Annotated in this window: 19 protein-coding genes and 1 tRNA gene; 8 read left to right on the top strand and 12 right to left on the bottom strand. The window is 48.6% G+C overall.

Annotated features, from left to right (window positions below; translation table 11 throughout):
• The first annotated feature begins 1 nt into the window (after nt 1).
• Together RBH92_RS11760 and RBH92_RS11765 are read left to right on the top strand one after the other, a co-directional pair.
• The gene (locus RBH92_RS11760) at nt 2–1,912 is read left to right on the top strand and encodes a hypothetical protein (RefSeq protein WP_307932218.1); all 1,911 of its coding nucleotides are present in this window, start codon (nt 2–4) and stop codon (nt 1,910–1,912) included.
• A 259-nt stretch (nt 1,913–2,171) separates the two neighbouring features.
• The gene (locus RBH92_RS11765) at nt 2,172–2,726 is read left to right on the top strand and encodes a FecR domain-containing protein (protein ID WP_307932219.1); all 555 of its coding nucleotides are present in this window, start codon (nt 2,172–2,174) and stop codon (nt 2,724–2,726) included.
• A gap of 40 nt (nt 2,727–2,766) precedes the next feature.
• Here the strand turns inward: RBH92_RS11765 and RBH92_RS11770 are convergent, their stop codons facing one another.
• Nucleotides 2,767–4,038: a D-alanyl-D-alanine carboxypeptidase family protein gene (locus RBH92_RS11770; RefSeq protein ID WP_307932220.1), complete on the bottom strand. Its 1,272-nt coding sequence runs from the start codon at nt 4,036–4,038 to the stop codon at nt 2,767–2,769.
• Nucleotides 4,039–4,631: 593 nt separating this feature from the next.
• Complete coding sequence (locus RBH92_RS11775; protein WP_307932221.1) at nt 4,632–5,285, bottom strand: hypothetical protein; 654 nt, start codon at nt 5,283–5,285, stop codon at nt 4,632–4,634.
• A 6-nt stretch (nt 5,286–5,291) separates the two neighbouring features.
• On the opposite strand from RBH92_RS11775, the gene RBH92_RS11780 reads away from it, so the two are divergent.
• Nucleotides 5,292–6,326, top strand: a complete 1,035-nt coding sequence (locus tag RBH92_RS11780; protein ID WP_307931601.1) for an IS630 family transposase — start codon at nt 5,292–5,294, stop codon at nt 6,324–6,326.
• Between the two features lie 2 nt (nt 6,327–6,328).
• Here RBH92_RS11780 and RBH92_RS11785 read toward each other — a convergent pair whose 3' ends face one another.
• Nucleotides 6,329–8,452 carry a TIR domain-containing protein gene (locus tag RBH92_RS11785; RefSeq protein ID WP_307932222.1) on the bottom strand — a complete coding sequence of 708 codons (2,124 nt, stop codon included), beginning with the start codon at nt 8,450–8,452 and terminating at the stop codon, nt 6,329–6,331.
• 245 nt (nt 8,453–8,697) lie between these two features.
• Here RBH92_RS11785 and RBH92_RS11790 point away from each other — a divergent pair, with 245 nt between their 5' ends.
• The 4 genes from RBH92_RS11790 to RBH92_RS11805 all read left to right on the top strand — a co-directional run bounded on the left by RBH92_RS11790 (nt 8,698) and on the right by RBH92_RS11805 (nt 12,320).
• Nucleotides 8,698–8,817, top strand: a complete 120-nt coding sequence (locus tag RBH92_RS11790; RefSeq protein ID WP_307932223.1) for a DUF4160 domain-containing protein — start codon at nt 8,698–8,700, stop codon at nt 8,815–8,817.
• 12 nt (nt 8,818–8,829) lie between these two features.
• On the top strand, nt 8,830–9,069 hold the full coding sequence (locus tag RBH92_RS11795; RefSeq protein WP_307932224.1) for a DUF2442 domain-containing protein: 240 nt from the start codon (nt 8,830–8,832) through the stop codon (nt 9,067–9,069).
• A 131-nt stretch (nt 9,070–9,200) separates the two neighbouring features.
• Nucleotides 9,201–10,586, top strand: a complete 1,386-nt coding sequence (locus RBH92_RS11800) for an SLC13 family permease (RefSeq protein ID WP_307932225.1) — start codon at nt 9,201–9,203, stop codon at nt 10,584–10,586.
• Nucleotides 10,587–11,135: 549 nt separating this feature from the next.
• Nucleotides 11,136–12,320, top strand: a complete 1,185-nt coding sequence (locus tag RBH92_RS11805) for a hypothetical protein (RefSeq protein ID WP_307932226.1) — start codon at nt 11,136–11,138, stop codon at nt 12,318–12,320.
• Between the two features lie 149 nt (nt 12,321–12,469).
• Here RBH92_RS11805 and RBH92_RS11810 read toward each other — a convergent pair whose 3' ends face one another.
• The 8 genes from RBH92_RS11810 to RBH92_RS11845 form a co-directional block, all read right to left on the bottom strand.
• The gene (locus RBH92_RS11810) at nt 12,470–13,018 is read right to left on the bottom strand and encodes a phosphatidylglycerophosphatase A family protein (RefSeq protein ID WP_307932227.1); all 549 of its coding nucleotides are present in this window, start codon (nt 13,016–13,018) and stop codon (nt 12,470–12,472) included.
• Nucleotides 12,999–13,967 carry a thiamine-phosphate kinase gene (thiL, locus tag RBH92_RS11815; RefSeq protein WP_307932228.1) on the bottom strand — a complete coding sequence of 323 codons (969 nt, stop codon included), beginning with the start codon at nt 13,965–13,967 and terminating at the stop codon, nt 12,999–13,001. The genes RBH92_RS11810 and thiL overlap by 20 nt, the downstream gene beginning before the upstream one ends.
• Nucleotides 13,968–13,979: 12 nt before the next feature.
• Nucleotides 13,980–14,480 carry a transcription antitermination factor NusB gene (nusB, locus tag RBH92_RS11820; protein ID WP_374049937.1) on the bottom strand — a complete coding sequence of 167 codons (501 nt, stop codon included), beginning with the start codon at nt 14,478–14,480 and terminating at the stop codon, nt 13,980–13,982.
• A complete protein-coding gene (gene ribH / locus RBH92_RS11825) occupies nt 14,477–14,959 on the bottom strand; it encodes a 6,7-dimethyl-8-ribityllumazine synthase (RefSeq protein WP_307932229.1) in 483 nt (160 codons plus the stop codon). The genes nusB and ribH overlap by 4 nt, the downstream gene beginning before the upstream one ends.
• Nucleotides 14,960–15,021: 62 nt before the next feature.
• Nucleotides 15,022–16,125 (bottom strand): bifunctional 3,4-dihydroxy-2-butanone-4-phosphate synthase/GTP cyclohydrolase II, encoded by a 1,104-nt coding sequence (gene ribBA, locus RBH92_RS11830; protein ID WP_307932230.1) that lies wholly within the window; start codon nt 16,123–16,125, stop codon nt 15,022–15,024.
• Nucleotides 16,126–16,276: 151 nt separating this feature from the next.
• Entirely contained in the window at nt 16,277–16,891 is a 615-nt protein-coding gene (locus RBH92_RS11835; RefSeq protein ID WP_307932231.1) for a riboflavin synthase, read from the bottom strand.
• A gap of 34 nt (nt 16,892–16,925) precedes the next feature.
• Nucleotides 16,926–17,002 (bottom strand) — tRNA-Arg (locus tag RBH92_RS11840).
• A 120-nt stretch (nt 17,003–17,122) separates the two neighbouring features.
• Complete coding sequence (locus RBH92_RS11845; protein ID WP_292924709.1) at nt 17,123–18,382, bottom strand: HlyC/CorC family transporter; 1,260 nt, start codon at nt 18,380–18,382, stop codon at nt 17,123–17,125.
• Nucleotides 18,383–18,701: 319 nt separating this feature from the next.
• Here RBH92_RS11845 and icd point away from each other — a divergent pair, with 319 nt between their 5' ends.
• A complete protein-coding gene (icd, locus tag RBH92_RS11850) occupies nt 18,702–19,958 on the top strand; it encodes an NADP-dependent isocitrate dehydrogenase (protein WP_307932232.1) in 1,257 nt (418 codons plus the stop codon).
• Nucleotides 19,959–20,175: 217 nt separating this feature from the next.
• Here icd and RBH92_RS11855 read toward each other — a convergent pair whose 3' ends face one another.
• Nucleotides 20,176–20,379: a cold-shock protein gene (locus RBH92_RS11855; RefSeq protein WP_108698144.1), complete on the bottom strand. Its 204-nt coding sequence runs from the start codon at nt 20,377–20,379 to the stop codon at nt 20,176–20,178.
• Nucleotides 20,380–20,608: the final 229 nt, after the last annotated feature.

Below are 20,608 nucleotides of genomic sequence, written 5' to 3' on the forward strand. Positions count from 1 at the left end.
CATGAACGATTTTATTGCGATACAAAATATCCAGGAAGTGCTCGATCGCAAGGTGCTGTTACCCACGGTGGTACTGTGGAACCGGCTGGAAGGACGGCCGCGCACCAAAAACTTCACCCGCGCGTTACGCGCCGAAGTCCGCGATCCGCTGTGGATGCTGTGCAAGCAATGGCAAACCGGCGAATTCAAAGGCGATGACGCCGGATCACCGATCTTCGCCAAGGTACACATGACCACTACTGAATTGACCCAATATCAACCGGGCGATGCCGCCGCGCAGGATTTCGACCGGTCGGCGCCGCTGGAAGCGATCGTCGAACAACGGCCGCTGCCCTACAACGGGCAGCAGCATATTCTGTCGCTGGATATCCGTTTGCTGATGGGCCGGCAATGGCTCAAGTATTTGCAGTCAGCCGGTTTGTCCGCGCTGAAACCGCAATACCTGCAACATGCCGCTTATCGAATTGCCGAACCCGATCCCTCCAGCCGCAACGATGCTTTTCTGACCGCGCATCCGGCAGTATGGCAGAGTTTCTCGGCGATGGCGGGACGCGCGATGGATGGCGCCAATCTGTACTTTTATCTGAAAGCCGATAACCTGCATCACGCCTACGACGGCATTACCTTGGCCAATGACGGCGACAAGATCACCATCGATGGTTTGGCCGGCAAATTCGTGCAATGGTACGAGCAGTTGTTTTATCAGCCAGGTCACGATCAGAAAGATGCCTGGCAGCCGCAGCAACTGGAATATCAATTTGCCGTGTCGGCGCCCCAATCGGGTTCGGAAAAAGTCATGACCGCCGAGGAGTATTACCAAGGCCGGCTGGATTGGTATAACCTGGATGTCGATCCGGCCCGCGAAAGTTTGGGCGGCGGCAATGGCGATCCGGTGGAAGGAAAATCCACGCTGTCGTTCTTCCCCACCGCGATTCAATTCGAGGGCATGCCGAATACCCGCTGGTGGACGTTTGAAGAAGGCAAAACCAATTTCGGCGACATTAAACCCGACACCACCGATATCAACAAGCTGTTGTTGATGGAATTTGGTTTGGTATATGCCAACGATTGGTTCTTGGTGCCCTTCCAATTGCCGGTCGGCAGCATCGCCAATGTGCAAGGACTCGCGGTCACTAACGTATTCGGCGAAAGAACTTGGGTCGCGGCGTCAGGTTCCGGCAGCGATGAAAACTGGCAACGCTGGGCGATGTACAACCTCACCGTCAAAGGCAACGATGACGTGCGCGCCGATACCTCGCTGCTGCTGTTGCCGACCGTGCCTAAAATTCAGGAAGGCAAACCGCTGGATGAGCTGTGGTTCGTACGCGATGAAGTCGCCAACATGGTATGGGGCATCGAAAAACATATTCCATTGGCGACAGGCCGCAGCAAATTAGGTAACGAAGCAGACCGCGAGCTTTTTATCCGCCTGGAAAGTATTCTGGATAGCGAAATCGAAGGTGGTCTGGTGGTGCCGGAAATTCCCGAATCGAGCGCGGCTATTCGCTATCAACTGATGCAAGGCGTGCCGGAAAACTGGATTCCGATGATTCCCGTGCACCTGGACAATAACAACCGGGAAATCCAATTGCAGCGTGCGTCAATGCCGCGCATCATCCTGGGCGATCCCGATCCGTCGGAGAAAATCAAGCCGCGCACAGTATTGTTACGTCAAGGACTCGACCAGCAACCGCCGCAACCTTATTTTCTGCACGAAGAAGAAGTGCCGCGAGCCGGTATACAAGTCACGCAAGCGTATCAGCGCACCCGCTGGAACAACGGCCAGGTCTTCTGCTGGCTCGGCGTGAAAAAACAAACCGGCCGCGGCGAAGGCAGCAGCGGTCTGGCGTTTGATCGCGTCAAACCAACTAATGAACGGCTGCGCCGCGCGCTAAGACCAGCGCCAAAGTAATTTGCGCGCAATCCCGGCAACATTGCCTTTTGCCGCCTGCCGGTCCAATCCCAGGCTAAAAAAATTACGATCATCGGTATGAGACCTTTGCACGGTGTCATGAGCGGTACGAGAATAAGGCAAAAATTTGCGAAAAAGCGGAGTTTACACGGAGTAAATGAGCATTTTTCGCGAATTTTTAACGCAATTATCGTGCCGCGTAGTAACCGTGCAAAGGTCTCGGTATATAATTTCTGCTTTCAATTTTTTGCCTACCAACATGCAGAAACCTGAACCACCGGTCATTGAACCGTTTACTTTCGTGTTTAGCTGGCGACGCTTCCTGATTCATTGCGCCATCATGGGATTTTGTGTCTTCCTTGGGCTGATGACTTGGTATTTCGGCAAACCGCATAGTGTGCGGCTTTATGAAACGAAGTCGGAAGCGCTATTAGCAACGCCGATAGCACCGGGTATTGACATGGCTCTGGATGCGCGCAGCTCCGTCGCCGTCAAGGAAGGCCAACCGCTGCATGTGGAATTGTTCAAGGGAAATGTATATTTTGATATCCAAAAGGATGCCGTTCATCAACTGGAAGTAAAAGCCGGCAATACCCTCATCAAGGATTTCGGCACCCGTTTTAGGGTGCAATTGCATAAGGACGGCACCGGTCATATCGCCGTTGCCGATGGGCACATCAAGATTCATACCCCTTCCGGCAATGTTTTTCAAATCAATGCGCATGAACAAGCCGAATTTGACGACACCGGCATCAGCAAACACCGGTTGCTCACCGAGCGAGACATTGCGCCCTGGCGATCCCAGCAGGAATGACCAGGCGATGGCCCCGGTTATGCTTTGTAATTTGCTCGCGCTAAGAGCGCACCACCAAGCATCCAAAGCCTTGCCGGGTTAAGCTTTGGCAGGCGTTACGCGCCTGATTTTCCTGCAATCCCACCAATCGCGCCCGGTACAGCTTGCGATTGCTGATTTCCACTTCGGTAACCGCCACTTCGCCGGGTATCAAGCGAGCCGCCGCTTGCGCATTGGCGCGCGCGCGGTCGGGTTCATGATAGGAACCGATTTGTACTGCCCACCCCTCTTTGGCGGATGATTGAGCTTTTTGCGATTGCGGCGGTGACACCGGTGTCTGCGCGTTCGGAACCGGCGGATTGTGCCGCGATGCAGCCGCTACCACCGTATCCGCTTTTCTAGGTTGTTGCTGATGCGGTTTTTGTGCAGGCGCGGGAGCCGGTGCGCTCACTTTCGCCGCAGCCGCCGTTGTTACGCGGGCTGGCGTTTTCTGGCTGGCCACTTGGTTTGCGCGGCTGCCCGGATTCAAACTGCGGTCGATCAATTGCGCCATATGCTGATCGCGCGCCGCAGCCGTATGGCCGCCCATGACCACCGCGACGACACGGCGGTTCCCGCGTTTCGCCGAAGTCGCGACATTAAAGCCGGACGCGCGGATAAAACCGGTTTTCAATCCATCGACGCCGGGAACATTGCGCACCATGCGGTTATGGCTGTTGTATGTCACGCCTTTATAGCTAAACGATTGCGTCGAGAAATAATGATAGTGCTTGGGAAAATCCTTCATCAACCGCGTCGCCAGCGTCGCCATATCCCGCGCCGTGGTTTTTTGCTCGCCGTTCGGCAAACCGGAGGCATTACGGAAAGTGGTTGAGCGCATCCCGAGCTGACGCGCCTTATCGGTCATCATGCGGCCGAAATTGGCTTCGCTGTTGCCCAACGCTTCAGCAACCACAGCTGCGGCATCGTTCGCCGAACGCACAACCAAAGCGGGAATCGCATCGCGCACTTTGAGACTGTCACCGGCACGCAACCCGATATTGGTCTGCGGCATACCGGCGGCATAAGCCGACACTTTCATCGGTGTATCCATCGTCATTTTGCCCCGCTCCATCGCTTCGAACAGCATATACAACGTCATCATCTTGGTCAGAGAAGCCGGATAACGGATCGCGTCCGCACTGTCTTGGTGCAGCACGGCGCCGCTCTCGGCATCGATCACAATGGAAGCATAGCGGGGATTCGCCTGCGCCGGATTCAACAAGAACAAGGACAACAATGAAACTGCAGCGGCGAGAAGTCCTTTTTTGATTGCGCGGTTTGAAAAGAACATGAATGAGTACCTCTTGAATATTGATCTAAAAATGGAAACCCTGTGACTCACGCTGAGCCAGCTTTTGCAAGTCAAGCTTGCAATTCCGGATATGACGATGGGCTTATTATTTTTTCCACTTTTTTATTGACTGCTCTCGTTCGATGCCATCAAACGCGCTACACGCATAAAAATTGTCCGTATCAATCCTTCATGCCATGCATTCTAAAACGAAAGCTTTATTACATAATTCCTAATAAATAGCATATTTTGCCTTATCTACAAAGTATTTTCTGCGATTACGCACGCCGCTTGTTACCTTTAGACCCAATCATTGCGGGTGAATCAAACACCTATGGGCTGTAACCACCGTCACTCACATTTACTTAAGTATCTATAATATAAATATTTTTTAACATCAATGCAGACCCCGGCGCCATTTTGAGCGCAATTAATAAAGCTAGGCATATAGCTACGCAAAATCATTTTATCAATCTTGATTGTGTTATTGCGAATAACAAGGTATGAATTCTTGGTGAGTTTTCTCCCGCGAGAATTGCTTATGTCGACTATTTCTAGGATTGCACAACTAACTGCGAAGGCTTGATCGGCTATTACGTTCTTAAAGTATCAAGTTTGTCATGCAGTTTCTGTAACTCTGGCAAGCGCCGATTGTAACCAGTTTCTTCGATCAATTTGACTGCACTCGCGACATGCTTCTGAAGGATCAATCGTGTATCGCTGGAAAAAGATTGCGGAGCAAATTCTTTCTCCGCTAATAATAATTTGGCCATTTCCAGGTGATAATCGATCAAATGTAGTCGCATACCGCTCGGTTCGGCAATATCATACACATCCTGCAAATCCTGACGGGCACGGTTAAAATCGTGATCGGGATTTTGGGTATCACGATACAAAGCAGCACGAGCAAGCAACCCTAAAGGAAGGTCGTCTTGTCGCCTCGATTCATAAAAGCTTTGTATTGCTTGATCGAGCCAAAAAGCCGCTTCAGTAAAATTATTTCTGCAATAAAAAGCCCATCCATGGGTTAGTTGATCGAGGGCAATATCAAGCATGCTCATTCCTATTCCACCATCAGCTTGTCGCGAAATTTTGTAGGCATACTCAGCTTGCCTTAAGGCTCTCGATACTTTCCCTTGCTCCAACAACAAATCACGATAAAAAAAACCAGACTGCGAATACAATTGCGGTTTATTATAGACCCGGCCAATAAATAGTTTGAACTTTGAGTGATATTGCATGCCCATAGAAGAATGGAGAAAATAGATGCAAGAACCTTAAAGGATGAAGCGCTGCATGAACGGCGGCGGCAAGTGATTCGTCTTTACAAGCGAGGCAGCACTTCTGTGCAAATAGCGCAAATAACGGAACTGAGCGACACGGCTGTGAAGAAGATTATTCGACTTTATGAAACAGCTGGCGCAGCTGGACTAAAACCTGGTAGACGGGGACGAAGCGTGGGTGACAAGCGCAGCCTCAGCGAAGAGCAGGAGTTGAGATTGCAACGGCTTATTTGCGATAAGCGTCCTGAGCAACTGAAGATGGATTTTGCGTTGTGGAATCGTGGCGCGGTGAGTCAGTTAATCCAGCAGGAATGTGGCCTATCCATGCCGATACGTACGGTGGGGCACTACCTTAAACGATGGGGGTTTACCCCGCAGAAGCCGATCCGGCGTGCTTACGAACAACGCCCGGAAGCGGTAAAGCAATGGCTCAATGAGCAATACCCGGAGATAGCCAGACGCGCTCGAACTGAAGGCGGTGAAATTCACTGGGGTGATGAAACAGCACTAGTCAACACGGATGTGCGAGGACGTGGTTTTGCACCCAAGGGAAAAACGCCGGTAGCCTATGCGCCTGGTACACGACAACGACTGTCAATGATTGCCACAGTGACAAACAAAGGTTGTGCACGGTGGCAGATTATCGATGGCAATTTCAATTCGGATCGGCTCATTGAGTTTTTTGAGCTTCTGATCAAAGATACGGAGAAAAAAGTGTTCTTGATCCTGGATAATTTGAGAGTACACCACAGCAAACCAGTAAAGGCTTGGCTGGAAGAAAATAAGGAAAAAATCGAATGCTTTTATTTGCCCAGCTACAGTCCGGAATTAAATCCAGAAGAGCGATTAAATTCAGATTTGAAACAGGCTATCGGTTCTAAAGTGCCGACGCGTACCAAGGAAAAATTGCGTAACGCTGCCAACGATCACATGACGATGCTGGAGAACAATCCAGAGCGTGTTGCTTCTTACTTCCAAGATCCATATGTAAAATATGCCGCTTAAAACTATTTAATGGCCGGATCAATAGGTTGTCTTTTTTGTTGAAATTGCATTGCACGATTAAAAAAATCCACTGCCTGAAATGACGCTCCTCTTAGGTGTAATACACGTGCATGCTGCGCATGTGCCACAACTTGTAAAAATAACTTCTGATTGTCAGGATTATTACATTGATTAGCGAAATCAATGCCTTTTTGACTAAAAACTAGAGCATTATTAAGTTCACCCAAGGCAAGCAGCTGTTCGCTAATAGTAATTGCACTCTTTGCACACCCGTCCCATTTTTGTTTCTCAAAGGCCAAATCATGAGCCATGCAAGTTGATTCTAATGATTCGCGTAACCGCGCCAAAGCATGTAAATTAGCGCCAGTCCATCCTAATACTCCAAATGTGCCAATATCATCTAGACTATCAACTACTTTACTCCATGGCGTTACAAAAAAATGAGCAACTACAGCGAGATCATCACTAAATGCGCTTAGTTTTTTTGTTAGATAGTGGTCTCCTTTTCGTTTAATTCGCGGCCAATATACGTCTTCTAATACTTGCTGATGTAACCCCGCCGCACAACCATGCGCCACTGCATGAAACAACGGTTGCATTTCCTCCAATGTATCGGGAAGCTCCTTTTCCGGTAATGCTTTGTAATATTCGCACAATCGGGTGTTCGCCTGCCGCCAAGCATCGGGCTGTTTTTCCCGTAGTTGCTTTCCGAAATATTCGCGAATCAGCGGATGACAGTCGAGCAGATCGGTTCGATTTTCGTGCATGGATAGCAAGCGGTGTTTTTCCCGCAGGTCACGAATGGCGACCTTCCAGGATTTTTCGTCGATGTTTGCCGTCAAATCTGGAATTTGTGCTTGCCACAGCACTTGTAGCACTTCAGTTTCAATCGGGTGATCGAATAATCCCAGCAACTGCAGCAGCTTGAGCTCGGGTGTACCATCCAGCCAATAACTATAAGCCTGCATTACTTTGAACGCATGGCGTTCCAAATCATCAGAATCGCCGATCAATTCAGCCAATGTGTCACGCTTGCGCACATCGTCATCCAGATAGGTATGTAGCGCATTGCCGAGCAAGTGAAGCGCAAGCGCATGGCACCCATACTCCTTGACCGCTTTTTCCAGTTCTGCATCACTACCTTGTACTTTCAACGACTTCAGTAATTGCACTCCATCGGCAGAGGTCAGATTTTGTAAGTCGTGAGTGATGGCATGCGTACGATCACTCAATTCATGCACGGCAATACGTGTGGTGATGATGCACAGACCGTTATTTTGCCCGGCCAAGCTTCGCAGCAACTGCCGGATTGCCCGATCCTTGAGTTCGCCGCGCATGCCCTTGCCTGCATGCTGCAACGGTTCCAATCCATCCAGCACCAGCACGCCACGCTGCTGCCGCAGCAAATCAGCCAAGTGTTCTCCCTTTTCTTCCTCGGTGGCAAACGAAGAAAAAGAGCGGGTTGAACCGAGCTTGTCAAATACATGACTGAAAAACGGTGACGCGGAAACTTGCTTATCTTCGCTCGATCCTTGCGAATAAAACGACCAGGCGATTAGCGCGTCGATATCCTTGGTACGATCCAGCCAATGCCGCAGCAGCTTGGTTTTTCCCGTCCCGCCCGGCGCGATGAACTGGATAATATCCGTAACGTTTCCTGCCCATGCTTGGTCGAGCAGTTTCAGTTCGACATCACGCCCGAAGAATTCGCCTTCAACAGTGGGCAGATAATTGGAATAAATTTTGATCGCCGGTTTTGATATAGCAACTTGATTCAATCCTAACCGCTCAAGGATCAATTCTGCGGTACGTTGTGGTGCAAGACCATTTAGATCGACATAACCGTCAATAGAAAAAATGCCCGGAATTTCCGTATTATCAAAGCGCATCGGCATAATATCTTTACTTTGCCTCCGCTTTATCAAATCCCGGATCGCCCGCCATTCCAGTCCACACCACTCTTTGCGTTCATAATCAGCACATAGGAATGGCACAATAAGCTCTGAATGATCATGATAAAACGACTGTAGTAATACATCCATATCTGGTTGCGCCAATTCAGCCGTATACCATTGATCATAGAAAACTTTATCTTGCCCCAGTTTTTCTGCCAATGCGTTAGCCACCTGATGAACATAATTTCGATGTTCCCCGGGAAATGAAAGAGCAACCAAAAAACGCTTTGTAATCATAAAATAGCTAAGATTAGAAAATTTACATAAAATGATTATATCGATTGCCTGCGTCTTGTAATTGGCTTTTCTATCGCATGAAAAACAATTTATGCCTTCTCTCTGCTACGGCATGATGCCACCCCGTAAGGTTTGAAGCTTCCATCAGTATCGGTGACGGTGAAATCATTTCGGGAGAATTGCCACGTAAACAATTGCGATTGGTGCAAGCGTGGATTGAACTTCATCGCGATGAATTGCTGGCGGATTGGGAATTGGCGGTGAGCGGTGAAATGCCCTACAAAATCGATCCATTATGAGGTGATGACGCTATGTACTGGGATGTAAAAACAGTCAAACCCTTGCCGGATTATCGGATTTACGTGGAAGTAGCGGACGGCCGCAAGGGGATTTTCGATATGAAACCATATCTCGATCACGGTGTTTTTCGCGAATTGCGCGATGTGCATTACTTTAATCAAGTCGGTATCGTCTTCGGCGCGGTCACATGGCCGCACGAACAGGACATCGCGCCTGAAACTTTGATAGCCGGATTGACTGAGGCTGAATAAAGAGCATCTCTAAAGGTTCTGAATCAGCCAAAAGTTACAGAGCATTCATTGACGCTCCCATGCGGCTGCGGCATGATGCGAACCCGTAAGCACCTGGGTTTTCGTAATTTTTTCCTTTTCACACAGAACTTATGACCATGACCTCCAATCGCGAATGGGCTTTGATCGCCGGGCCGTTGCTGGCAGGCGCGCTGTATTTCTGGATGAATCTATCCGGCTGGGAGCCATCGGCTTGCTGGACCGGGGCGGTGGCGATCTTGTGCGTGGTGTGGTGGATTTTTGAGCCGATTCCGATTCCGGCGACGTCGATTATTCCGCTGGCGGTTTTTCCGCTGGCCGGTGTTTTGCCGCAGGATAAGATTGCTGCGGCTTACGGTAGTGAATTGATCTTGCTGATGCTCGGCGGCTTCATGCTGTCGGCGGCAATGGAACGTTCCGGCGCGCACCGGCGCATTGCGCTGGGGATGGTCAATGTCATCGGCGGGCATAGCAGCCGCCGCATCGTGCTCGGTTTTATGGCGGCGACAGCGGCGTTGAGCATGTGGATTTCAAATACCGCGACGGTGCTGATGATGCTGCCGATTGCGCTGGCGGTAATCGCGCAAAGCCCGGACAAAAAACTGGCAGTGCCGCTACTGCTGGCCACCGCCTATGGCAGTAGCATTGGCGGCCTTGGCACACCGATCGGCACGCCGCCGAACTTGGTGTTCATGCAGCAGTACGAAAGTTTCACCGGCAACGCGGTGAGTTTCTCGCAATGGATGAGCTGGGGCCTGCCGGTGGTGCTGATTTTCCTGCCGGTTGCCGGATTATGGCTAACCCGCAAGCTCGATTACCGCGGCGTATTGACGATCCCGCCCGCGGGCGATTGGCGTCCCGAAGAACGCCGCATGTTGATCGTATTCGGCCTGACCGCGCTGGCCTGGGTCACCCGCCTGGAACCGTTCGGCGGCTGGAGCACGTGGCTCGGCCTGAAAGGCGCGAACGATGCGATTGTCGTGCTCATCGCCGTGGTGATTCTATTTCTGGTGCCGAACGGACGCGGCGGCAAATTGATCGATTGGCAAACCGCCGAACGCGTGCCCTGGGGCATTCTGATCCTGTTCGCAGCCGGTATCGCCATCGCCCAAGCATTTGTCGAATCCGGCCTATCCAACGCCATCGCCGGTCATTTGACGATGCTGGCGAACCTGCACCCGCTGATCATGATCGCCACCATCGCACTGATCGTCACCTTCCTGACCGAAACCACCAGCAACACCGCCACCACCATCCTGCTGATGCCGATCCTCGCCTCCGCCGCACTCGGCGCCGGTCTCGACCCCAGCCTGTTGATGGTGCCCGCCGCCATGAGCGCAAGCTGCGCCTTCATGCTGCCTGTCGCCACCGCGCCAAATGCCATCATCTACGGCAGCGGCCACGTCACCATCGCGCAAATGGTGCGAGAAGGGTTGGCTTTGAATTTGATTGGAGTGATGATAATTACGGTAGTTTGTTATTTACTAATTGCTTTTTAAGCCACCAATAAAATTGGTAATTTGTGACTTTTATCACAGATTTGTTTTACTCAATCCTGTAGCATCCAATCCTCAAAAACAGCAATATCCACATTCCTTTACAAACTAAAAACTCGAGGTAGAAAGTGCATATTTTTATCTCGTATCCTCGAGAACTTGAAACTTTTGCTAATCAATTGACTGAAGAGCTTAAAGATAAGGGAGTTAGGGAAACGCTGATTAATTGACTGCACGAGCGAATCACTTCGTTGCGCGGCACTCGCATCCTCGCCTATCTTGTTGATATGTCGCGGTTACTGCGTTCCGTGCGCCTCGTGCTTCATCTCGTTCGCCGAATTAGTCAGCGTTTCCTTAGCTTTTTTCTTGACAAATAAAGTATAAGCCCTGGGGAATGGTGGAATTCCGAAATAGAAAAAATATAAGAAAAGCTGAAATTCTGGCTACGTAAAAATCAACTGTCGAACATGCACAGAAACATAGAAATAGAGCCATACACAACGAAACCAGCGAAATTTAAAACCGATACTTAAACTTGGGAGCAAGATAAAAATGAGTTTGGAACCACAAAATACAGTCAAAATAAAATTTACCGATTGGAAATGGAAGGAGAAAAGAGAGTGTAATAGGCCCCCCCAGATAGATAAGCGGAGTTTAATAGATGAGTCTCAGATTAATAAGGATCACCTGATATCCTATGAAGAAAGTCTCAAATGGGAATCAGTATTGGTTTCAGATGCTTTACAAGAAACAAGGAAGCGGAAATTTTTTGCTATCAATGCATCAATGATTTTATTTCCAGGATTAATTGGTGGTTTTTTAGCAATTGCTTCGTCTCTAGATAAAGTTAAAAACACAAGTGGCTATGCACCAGAGATTGATTATTATTGGATAGCATTGGTGGCTATTTCTATGTTTATTGGAATGGCGAATATGATTTCCATTAAATACATTGCAGCATATAAAGCACAAGCAAATCTCTTTTTAAGACAACTAAATTGTTTACGTCAAGCCCGCGATTCACTGACTTACTTTAAGTTTGAAGGAAAATACCCTATTCATTTAATGGAATTAATGGAAGGGAGTGTTTATTATAGAGTTTTCGGTAAGCATCGAAAGCTTTATATAGGAAATGAAGAACTAAGACATCGGTTAGAAGGATCGTTCTCGGATTCTGCAGACAAATCATTGATAGGTTTCTTATTTATTACTTCACTAACCCTTATTTCTGCTCCATTTATATGTTTGGCATCTGTGTCTATTGAGAAATGGAATGAATCGACTAACTTCCTTATTCCTTTTCTGGGTAATCCAACTTACTTGATCTTCTTAAATATGTTATTAATTGTGTTATCGATAATAATTTTTGTCTCTGCTCATTGGGAAAATTTTAAAAAATTACGTACGGGAAAATTGTACCCTGATAAATCCACAGAGGAAGAATTATCAAAAAGCATCAGTACCGATATAGAGTTATTCAAACTCAAACTACCAGATTTTGTATCAATGATTCTTATTACGATTATCGCTCTTTATTGGATCTATTTAGGCTTCATCTTTGAAGAAGAACTCACTATTTTTACTGTCATCATGGTCACATTATCCCTTACCAGTTTGTTTCTAATTATAATATGCGTCAAGAAAGTATTTTTCGATTCGTTGAATAGAATACATAAATCTATAGTGCATAAACTTAACTCGGGTGTTGTTGTTACGCGCCAAGAATCGCCCGCATAGACAATATAATTTTTCTAGGAAAGCTTTGAAAAAAGTAGCGACAGCCAGACAAGAGAGATCAGGCAGTAAGCAGTTTACAGTGAAGTGAGCATTTTCAACCTGATTTGAACGCAGCAAGTTGCTTTTGCAAACAATTAATCAGCTTTTTCCTAGAAAAACACGCCCGACAACACCCATGCCTTCCATCCCGCCAAGCATAGCAGCGTAAAGAAAGCGGCTAGCAGATCGTCAAACATCACGCCGAATCCGCCTTTCAAATGGCTGTCGAAGTAACGGATCGGTTGCGGTTTGGCGATGTCGAAGAAGCGGAACAACACAAACGCCGCCAATTGCCAGGTCCATTCATCCGGAATGAAGAACAGCACCAGCAGGAACGCCACAGTTTCATCCCACACCATGCCGCCGTGATCGGGTTCACCGAGTGCTTTGCCGCTAAGGCCGCAGGCCCAGATCCCGGCGATGAACATCAGATCGATCAACAGCAGGAAAACCAACGGGGTTAAGTAAAGGTTACACAACCAAAACAGCGGAAATGCAACCAGCGTGCCAAATGTGCCCGGCGCTACCGGAGCGAGACCGGCGCCGCCGGAAAATGCAATGATGTACGCTGGATGACTGTAGACCAGTTCCAGATTGGGTTTGAATGGCACGGGTTGTGTTCCGTCCGTGTCTTGGGTTTCAGGCGCGAAAGTGGTCATAGCCGTTAATTTCCATTGTTATCCGGTTTCCTAGCGCATCTTTGACGATCAAACCTTCACCGGCAACGATTTCGCCGATGCGGGTCAGCGGCAGTATCAACTCAGCAGCCAGCCGGTCGATCGGCTCACGATGTATTTTAGGTGCGGTAAAGCATAACTCGTAATCGTCGCCGCCAGCCAGCAAACATTGCAACGCGGCCGGTTGCGGCATTCGTTTTTTCAATTCCGCTGCGCATGGAATATCTTCAAGATGAATGCAAGCGGCTTGTTCCGAGCTTTCGAGTATATGTCCCAAATCAGCCAGCAAGCCGTCGGAAACGTCAATGGCGCTGTGCGCCAGACCGGTCAGACGCTGGCCCAATTCCACCCGGGCAACGGGCATTAACAATGCAGGCAAACAGTGCGCGCGTTCGTCCGGATCCAAGATTATTTGCTGTGTTTCATGCTTGAGCGCCAGCGCGGCGCTACCGAGCCGGCCCGATACCCAGATATCATCACCGGGCCTGGCGCCACTACGGCGCAGCCCTTGTCCTGCCGCTACTTCGCCAGTGATTTGCACGCAAATAGCCAATGGCCCGGCGGTGGTATCGCCGCCGATTAGCTGCACTTGATGCCTGTCAGCCAACTCAAAAAAACCTTTGCTGAATTCCGCCAGCCAACCGGAGTGTTTGGCCAGTGCTTCCGGCAGCGTCAGCGCCAGCATTATCCAGCGGGGCTTGGCGCCCATTGCCGCCATATCGGATAGATTAACCGCCAGCGATTTGTAACCCAATTGATAAGGATCGGCATCGGCGAAAAAATGCCGTCCGCTCACCAGCGTATCGGTTGATAGCGCCAGCTCGTGACCGGGCGTCACGGCGATCAGCGCGGCATCGTCGCCGATGCCAAGGATGGCGTTCGTATACGATTTCTTGAAATAGCGCTGGATGAGATCGAATTCCGAGCACACGATGCGATACCGCTATGGATGCTTCCTTACCGTTTTTTGCTCCCGGACTTCAACTTCGCGGAGCCGGACGGCCAATTTATCCAGCACGCCATTGACATATTTGTGCCCTTCACTGCCGCCGAATGTCCTGGCCAGTTCGATTGCTTCGTTGATGATGGCGCGGTAGGGAATTTCCGGGTGATGCTTGAGTTCATAAGTGCTCAAGAACAAGATGGCAAACTCGACGGGGCTGAGTTCCTTCATGGAACGGTCCAGGCAGGGCTGTATCGCTTCTTCCAATTCTTCAGCCCGCTCTATGACGCCGTGCAACACCTGAGTGAAATGCTTTTCATCGACATGCTTGAATTCTTCGGATTCGCGCAGTTGCTGCTCGATAAAGCTGGCGCTGCCACCGGCCACCCGCCATTGATAAATGCCTTGCAATATAAATTCGCGCGCAATACGGCGGCGGCTTTTGTATTTTTCCGTTTTGCCGCCGGCGGCCGGGTCGGTCTCAGTCAACATGCCGCTCATATACCGATCTCATCTATCTTGAAATGCAAATTCGCCATCTCCAGGGCAACCTGCGCGGCTTCCATCCCTTTAGTGCTCATCCGCGCAATCGCCTGGTCGTCGTTATCCGTGGTTAAAATGCCATTGGCGATGGGTATTTCGGTTTCGAGCTGCACCATCAACAGACCGCGTGCCGATTCATTGGCAACCACTTCAAAATGGTAGGTATCGCCGCGTACCACGGCGCCTAAGGCGATCAGCGCATCGAATTGATCCGACATCGCCATTCTCTTCATTGCCAACGGAATCTCCAATGCGCCGGGAACGGTAACAATCAAAATATTCGAGTCCTGCACTTGATTCTTTTTCAACTCCGCGGTGCAAGCGCTTAGCAAGCCTTCTCCAACGTCAATGTTAAACCGGCTCATGACAATGCCGATGCGTATATCCGATCCATCCAGGTTCGGTTCAAATTCAAGGATATTGTCAAAGTAGGCCATATTTACCTCCTATAATTCTTGCGCTTAATTGCTGATATTGATGCTCAATCCGCACTCACGGATCAATATTTTTGCTGCATGTCGACATAGCTGGTCACTTCCAAGCCGAACCCGGTGACACTCGGCATCTTTCTCGGTGCAGCCATCAACCGCATTTTACCAACATTGAGATCTTTCAGGATCTGCGCGCCGATACCGTGGTCGCGCAGATCGGTTTTAATCGGACTGTGGCCTTGCGCCTCTTTTTTCTGAATGCGCTCCAGCAGTTTTGCAGCGCTTTCCTTGCGGTGTAATAAGACGATAACGCCGCGCTCCGCTCCCGCGATCAGTTTCATGGCATCGTGGATGCTCCAGGAATGGGTATTGTCATGAACATCCAATAAATCAATGACCGATAAAGGCTCATGCACCCGCACCAGTGTTTCGGCGGCCGGGTCTATTACGCCTTTGACCAAGGCCAGGTGAATGCTATTGGCGATTTCATCGCGAAAAGCGGTCAATAAAAATTCGCCGTGCATTGTCTGGATCACGCGTTCGGCAACACGGGTCACAAGACTTTCCGTTTGGCTGCGATATTCAATCAGATCGGCAATGGCGCCGATTTTAAGCTGATGTTTTTTAGCGAATTCGATCAAGTCGGGCAACCGTGCCATGCTGCCGTCTTCCTTCAAAATCTCGCAAATTACCGAGGCCGCGGTTAATCCGGCCAATCTCGCCAGATCGCAACCGGCTTCGGTATGTCCGGCACGCACCAATACCCCGCCTTTCTGCGCCATTAACGGAAAAATATGCCCGGGCTGCACGATGTCTTGCGGTTTTGCATCCGCTTTGACGGCGGCTTGAACGGTACGCGCGCGATCCGCCGCCGAAATCCCCGTGGTAACACCGCTGGCAGCTTCAATCGAAAGGGTGAAATTGGTGCCCAGCGGCGAGCGATTGGCCGACACCATGAGCGGCAGATCCAATTGCTGGCATCGCTCCTCGGTCAAGGTTAAACAAATCAAGCCGCGCCCATGCGTCGCCATGAAATTAATCGCTTCCGGCGTGACGAAATCGGCGGCTAGCACCAGATCTCCTTCATTTTCCCGATCTTCCTCATCGACCAGGATAACCATCTTGCCCTGCTTCAAATCGGCGATAATGTCCTGAATAGCGCTGATACTCATGCGTTCTTGTCCCAATTAAGCTAAGGAAACACTGATTAAATACGCACGCGAGCGATTTGCTGCGTTGGAGGCGCGCAGAAAATGACCTATCTTCATGATATGTCTAATTTCTTGCGCTCCATCCGCCTCGCATCTCATCTTGCCCGGCGAATTAATCCGCGTTTCCTTGAATGTTTAGTAATCTTGCCACATAACGAGCCAGCATGTCGGTTTCCAGGTTAACCCGCGCTTCCAGTTTCAATTCTTTTAAATTGGTCATGGCTAACGTATGCGGTATGAGATTCACGGAAAATTCGTGCCCTTCAATTTTATTCACGGTCAGGCTGACTCCGTTTACCGTGATGGAGCCTTTAGGCGTAATGTAACGCATCAATGTTTCCGGCGCCCGCACAATCAGTTCATAACTTTCGCCCGCCGGCACGCATTTAACCACGATTCCGGTCGCGTCAACATGGCCGCTGACCAAATGCCCGCCCAGCCTGTCTGACAGGCGCAGCGCCTTTTCCAGATTAACCCGAGAACCGGCTTGATCAAGCCCTTGCGTGCAATTTAACGTTTCTTGAGAAACATCGACGGTAAACGCGCCGGCGGATAATGCCGTCACCGTCAGGCAGACACCGTTCACCGCGATACTATCACCTTGCTTGACATCGCTTAAATCAAGCGTTCCAGCCGAGATGCCGAGCGTTAGCCCGGTATTACACTGTGTATCTATGGAACATACGCTTGTTACTTCCCCGACTGCTTGAATGATTCCGGTAAACATCGCAATGTGTGTTGTTAGAAGACTTTAAATTTTTTGGCGCGCCCAACACGATTCGAACGTGCGACCCCCGCCTTCGGAGGGCGGTACTCTATCCAGCTGAGCTATGGGCGCTTTGGTGAACAGACGGTTACTATCGTTTACCGGGCGACAGGATAACCGCTTTTATTTTTCCCGTCCAACTTGTGATCATCATGAAAAATATGAGGTGCATCACGCAATCGATTAACCGGTTTACTCAGTAGCTTTTGTTTCCGATGCCATGGATGCAGAAACCGGAAAGATTTTAACAGTTTTTACCACACGATTCTTGGTTTGAATGATTTCCAGCGGATAACCGGCGATATTAAGACCGATACCGGCTTCCGGAATATCTTCCAGATACTCCAGGATTAAACCGTTCAGCGTTTTTGGCCCGTCCAATGGAAATTGGTAACCGAGCTTGCGATTCAACTCACGCAGCAAGGTGCTGCCTTCCACGATCATGCTGCCATCGTCTTGCTTTATAAAGGAGTTGGCCTGCGTAGGCGCATGCGTGGTGAATTCACCGATGATTTCCTCGATGATATCTTCCAGGGTGACCAGCCCCATCCATTCGCCATATTCATCGACCACCAATCCAACCCTTTTTTGATTTTCCTGAAAAAGCTGTAACTGCGAGAACAGGGAGGTTCCCGACGGAATGAAGTAAGGTTTGCGCATGACTTTTTCCAGAACTGCCGCCGTGACTTTGCCGTCTTGCATTTGATTTAAAACTTTACGGACATGGACGATACCGACGATATTGTCCATGCGATCACGATATACCGGCAAGCGGGTATGATGGCATGTCAGCAACTGCGCATGAATGATCTCGTCATCCGCGTTTAGATCGATGGCTTCAATTTGACTGCGCGGCACAATCACATCGTCAACCGTGATGGTGTCAAGATCGAACAGATTCAGCAGCATGCTCTGATGTTTATGCTGAATGAAATGACCGCCTTCCAGAACCAATGTCTTAAGCTCCTCGCTACTGATTTTCTGTTCGAGCTCCCCTTTCTGAGGCTTTAATCCGAACAGCAGCAGCAAGGCGCTGACAAACAAGTTCACAAACCACACCACGGGATAACAAATAATCAATAATGGCGTCAGTATGTAGCTGGCGGTTAACGCGATCCGCTCAGGATACGCGGCCGCGATTACCTTCGGCGTGATTTCGCTGAAAACTAAAATTGCGAAAGTCACAGCCACCGTACCCATCAACAACGCGAACTCATCATGCGCAAACAGCGTGGCGACAATGACGGCCACCAGCGTTGCAGAAGCGGTGTTCAGCAGATTATTGCCGAGTAAAATGACACCCAATAACCGATCCGTTTTATTGAGCAGTTTTATCGTTAACCGGGCGCCGCGATGACCTTGCTTGGCTAAATGCTTCAGACGATAGCGGTTAATCGCCATCATGCTAGTTTCAGATAAAGAAAAGAAGCCTGACAGAATAAGCAATAACATCAATACAATCAGCAAGATGTGTAACGGAAAACCTTCCAAGAATCACCTATTATGAAAATAGTGCAACTGCTAACAGCAACAACAGAACTAATTGTATTCTTAACAACCAATGGTTTGTCTTCGATCACCAACCGCAGCGGAGCATCCTTTCTTATCTTACGCGATATTGTGATTACACGTATAATAATCAAAAAATCGAAGCAAAGTTAAGTATGAAACCAATTAATTTCCGCGTAATGATTTAAAGATTTTTGCAAAACATTCTTCTTTCCCGGAAAAATTAACTCATTTCGACTCGCTTCCAATATTTGGAGAGACCATGTATCAACATATAAAAATACCTGCAGAAGGAAAAAAAATTCAGGTCAATAACGATTATTCATTAACCGTTCCCGATAATCCCATCATTCCTTTTATCGAAGGTGACGGTATCGGCATTGATATCACCCCGGTAATGAAGAAAGTTGTCGATGCAGCGGTTGAGAAAGCTTATGGCGGTCAGCGGAAAATCGCTTGGATGGAAATCTATGCGGGTGAAAAATCAACCAAAATCTATGGTCAAGATGTATGGCTTCCGGATGAAACATTGCAAGCCGCCAAGGAGTTCGTAATCTCAATTAAAGGACCTCTAACAACACCGGTAGGTGGCGGCATCCGTTCGATTAATGTTGCTCTGCGCCAACTGCTGGATTTGTATATCTGTTTGCGGCCTGTCCGTTATTTTAATGGGGTGCCGAGCCCGGTTAAAAGCCCGGAAAAAACGGATATGGTCATTTTCCGGGAGAACTCTGAAGACATCTATGCCGGTATCGAATGGGAAGCTGAGACAGAGAATGCGGAAAAAGTTATTGATTTTCTGATTAAAGAAATGGGAGTAACAAGTATTCGTTTCCCGCAAACCTCCGGTATCGGTATTAAACCGGTTTCAAAAGAAGGCACGGAGCGCCTGGTGCGCAGAGCCATTCAGTATGCAATCGCCAATAATCGCAGGTCGGTAACGCTGGTACATAAAGGTAATATCATGAAGTTCACCGAAGGGGCGTTTAAAAAGTGGGGGTATGCATTAGCCGCCAAGGAATTTGGCGCTGAGTTACTGGATGGCGGCCCCTGGATGAAACTGCCATTACAAAACGGTAATCACATTATTATAAAAGATGTCATTGCGGATGCCTTCTTGCAGCAAATCTTATTACGCCCTGAAGAGTATGATGTGATCGCCACCTTAAATTTAAACGGCGACTATATTTCCGATGCGCTTGCTGCACAGGTTGGTGGAATTGGAATTGCACCGGGCGCCAATCTGAGTGACTCCATAGCTATCTTTGAAGCAACGCACGGAACCGCCCCGAAATACGCAGGCAAAGATCAAGTGAACCCTGGTTCCATCATACTCTCGGCGGAAATGATGCTGCGTCACATGGGCTGGATAGAAGCCGCTGACATGATCATCAAGGGAATGGAAAAAACGATACAACAAGGAACCGTTACCTACGACTTCGCACGCCAGATGACTAACTCTAAAGAAATTTCGTGCTCTGCGTTTGGTAACGCGATAATTGCAAACTTAAGTTTATAAACTAATACAGCCGATTAGATTCTTCTAATTCTGCTCTCAAAAGTGAAATCGCAAAATTAGAATAAAAACGAAACCCCTAACGATTTATTCTCAGAAAGGGGGTTGAAAAAATAATAAATGGTTGGATTACTGTTATTGTTATTGACTTACCGGCTATCTAACTAAACTCTATCAATACAGGTACTGATAGGGGTTCTCATGCCAGAATTTATAGTAGTTAAGTGGATTGGATATTAGAGGCCTGCTTTCCTTTCGGTCCTTGGGTGACATCAAAGCTTACTTTCTGACCTTCTTTCAAAGTTTTGAATCCAGACATATTGATTGCCGAAAAGTGAGCAAACAAATCTTCGCTGCCATCATCTGGAGTAATAAAACCAAAACCTTTGGAATCGTTGAACCATTTAACTGTACCTGTTGCCATTTCTACTTCCTATATAAAAACTGGGCCGGAAACCCTAACACTATTTGAATCTCTTGAATCCTGAGGAACAAAAATAACATCTCAAAAAACCCGAAATCAAACGCCAAGTGCAGTTTTACGCAAATCCAGCGTTAAAGTCAAGCGGTTACAAAATTTTTATGGTAAACGAATATGTAATTGTCTTAAGATACTTGAAAAATTTGTCGTAATCGTCAAAGATGTCAAAATG

The sequence above is a fragment of the Nitrosomonas sp. sh817 genome, assembly GCF_030908545.1.
Lineage (GTDB): Bacteria > Pseudomonadota > Gammaproteobacteria > Burkholderiales > Nitrosomonadaceae > Nitrosomonas.

Bases quoted from the DNA above. Each gene is read 5' to 3' on its own strand.
- RBH92_RS11760 (WP_307932218.1), top strand. From the start codon at position 2: ATGAACGATTTTATTGCGATACAAAATATCCAGGAAGTGCTCGATCGC.
- RBH92_RS11765 (WP_307932219.1), top strand. From the start codon at position 2,172: ATGCAGAAACCTGAACCACCGGTCATTGAACCGTTTACTTTCGTGTTT.
- RBH92_RS11770 (WP_307932220.1), bottom strand. From the start codon at position 4,038: ATGTTCTTTTCAAACCGCGCAATCAAAAAAGGACTTCTCGCCGCTGCA.
- RBH92_RS11775 (WP_307932221.1), bottom strand. From the start codon at position 5,285: ATGGGCATGCAATATCACTCAAAGTTCAAACTATTTATTGGCCGGGTC.
- RBH92_RS11780 (WP_307931601.1), top strand. From the start codon at position 5,292: ATGGAGAAAATAGATGCAAGAACCTTAAAGGATGAAGCGCTGCATGAA.
- RBH92_RS11795 (WP_307932224.1), top strand. From the start codon at position 8,830: ATGTACTGGGATGTAAAAACAGTCAAACCCTTGCCGGATTATCGGATT.
- RBH92_RS11800 (WP_307932225.1), top strand. From the start codon at position 9,201: ATGACCATGACCTCCAATCGCGAATGGGCTTTGATCGCCGGGCCGTTG.
- RBH92_RS11805 (WP_307932226.1), top strand. From the start codon at position 11,136: ATGAGTTTGGAACCACAAAATACAGTCAAAATAAAATTTACCGATTGG.
- RBH92_RS11810 (WP_307932227.1), bottom strand. From the start codon at position 13,018: ATGACCACTTTCGCGCCTGAAACCCAAGACACGGACGGAACACAACCC.
- nusB (WP_374049937.1), bottom strand. From the start codon at position 14,480: ATGAGCGGCATGTTGACTGAGACCGACCCGGCCGCCGGCGGCAAAACG.
- ribH (WP_307932229.1), bottom strand. From the start codon at position 14,959: ATGGCCTACTTTGACAATATCCTTGAATTTGAACCGAACCTGGATGGA.
- ribBA (WP_307932230.1), bottom strand. From the start codon at position 16,125: ATGAGTATCAGCGCTATTCAGGACATTATCGCCGATTTGAAGCAGGGC.
- RBH92_RS11835 (WP_307932231.1), bottom strand. From the start codon at position 16,891: ATGTTTACCGGAATCATTCAAGCAGTCGGGGAAGTAACAAGCGTATGT.
- RBH92_RS11845 (WP_292924709.1), bottom strand. From the start codon at position 18,382: ATGTTATTGCTTATTCTGTCAGGCTTCTTTTCTTTATCTGAAACTAGC.
- icd (WP_307932232.1), top strand. From the start codon at position 18,702: ATGTATCAACATATAAAAATACCTGCAGAAGGAAAAAAAATTCAGGTC.
- RBH92_RS11855 (WP_108698144.1), bottom strand. From the start codon at position 20,379: ATGGCAACAGGTACAGTTAAATGGTTCAACGATTCCAAAGGTTTTGGT.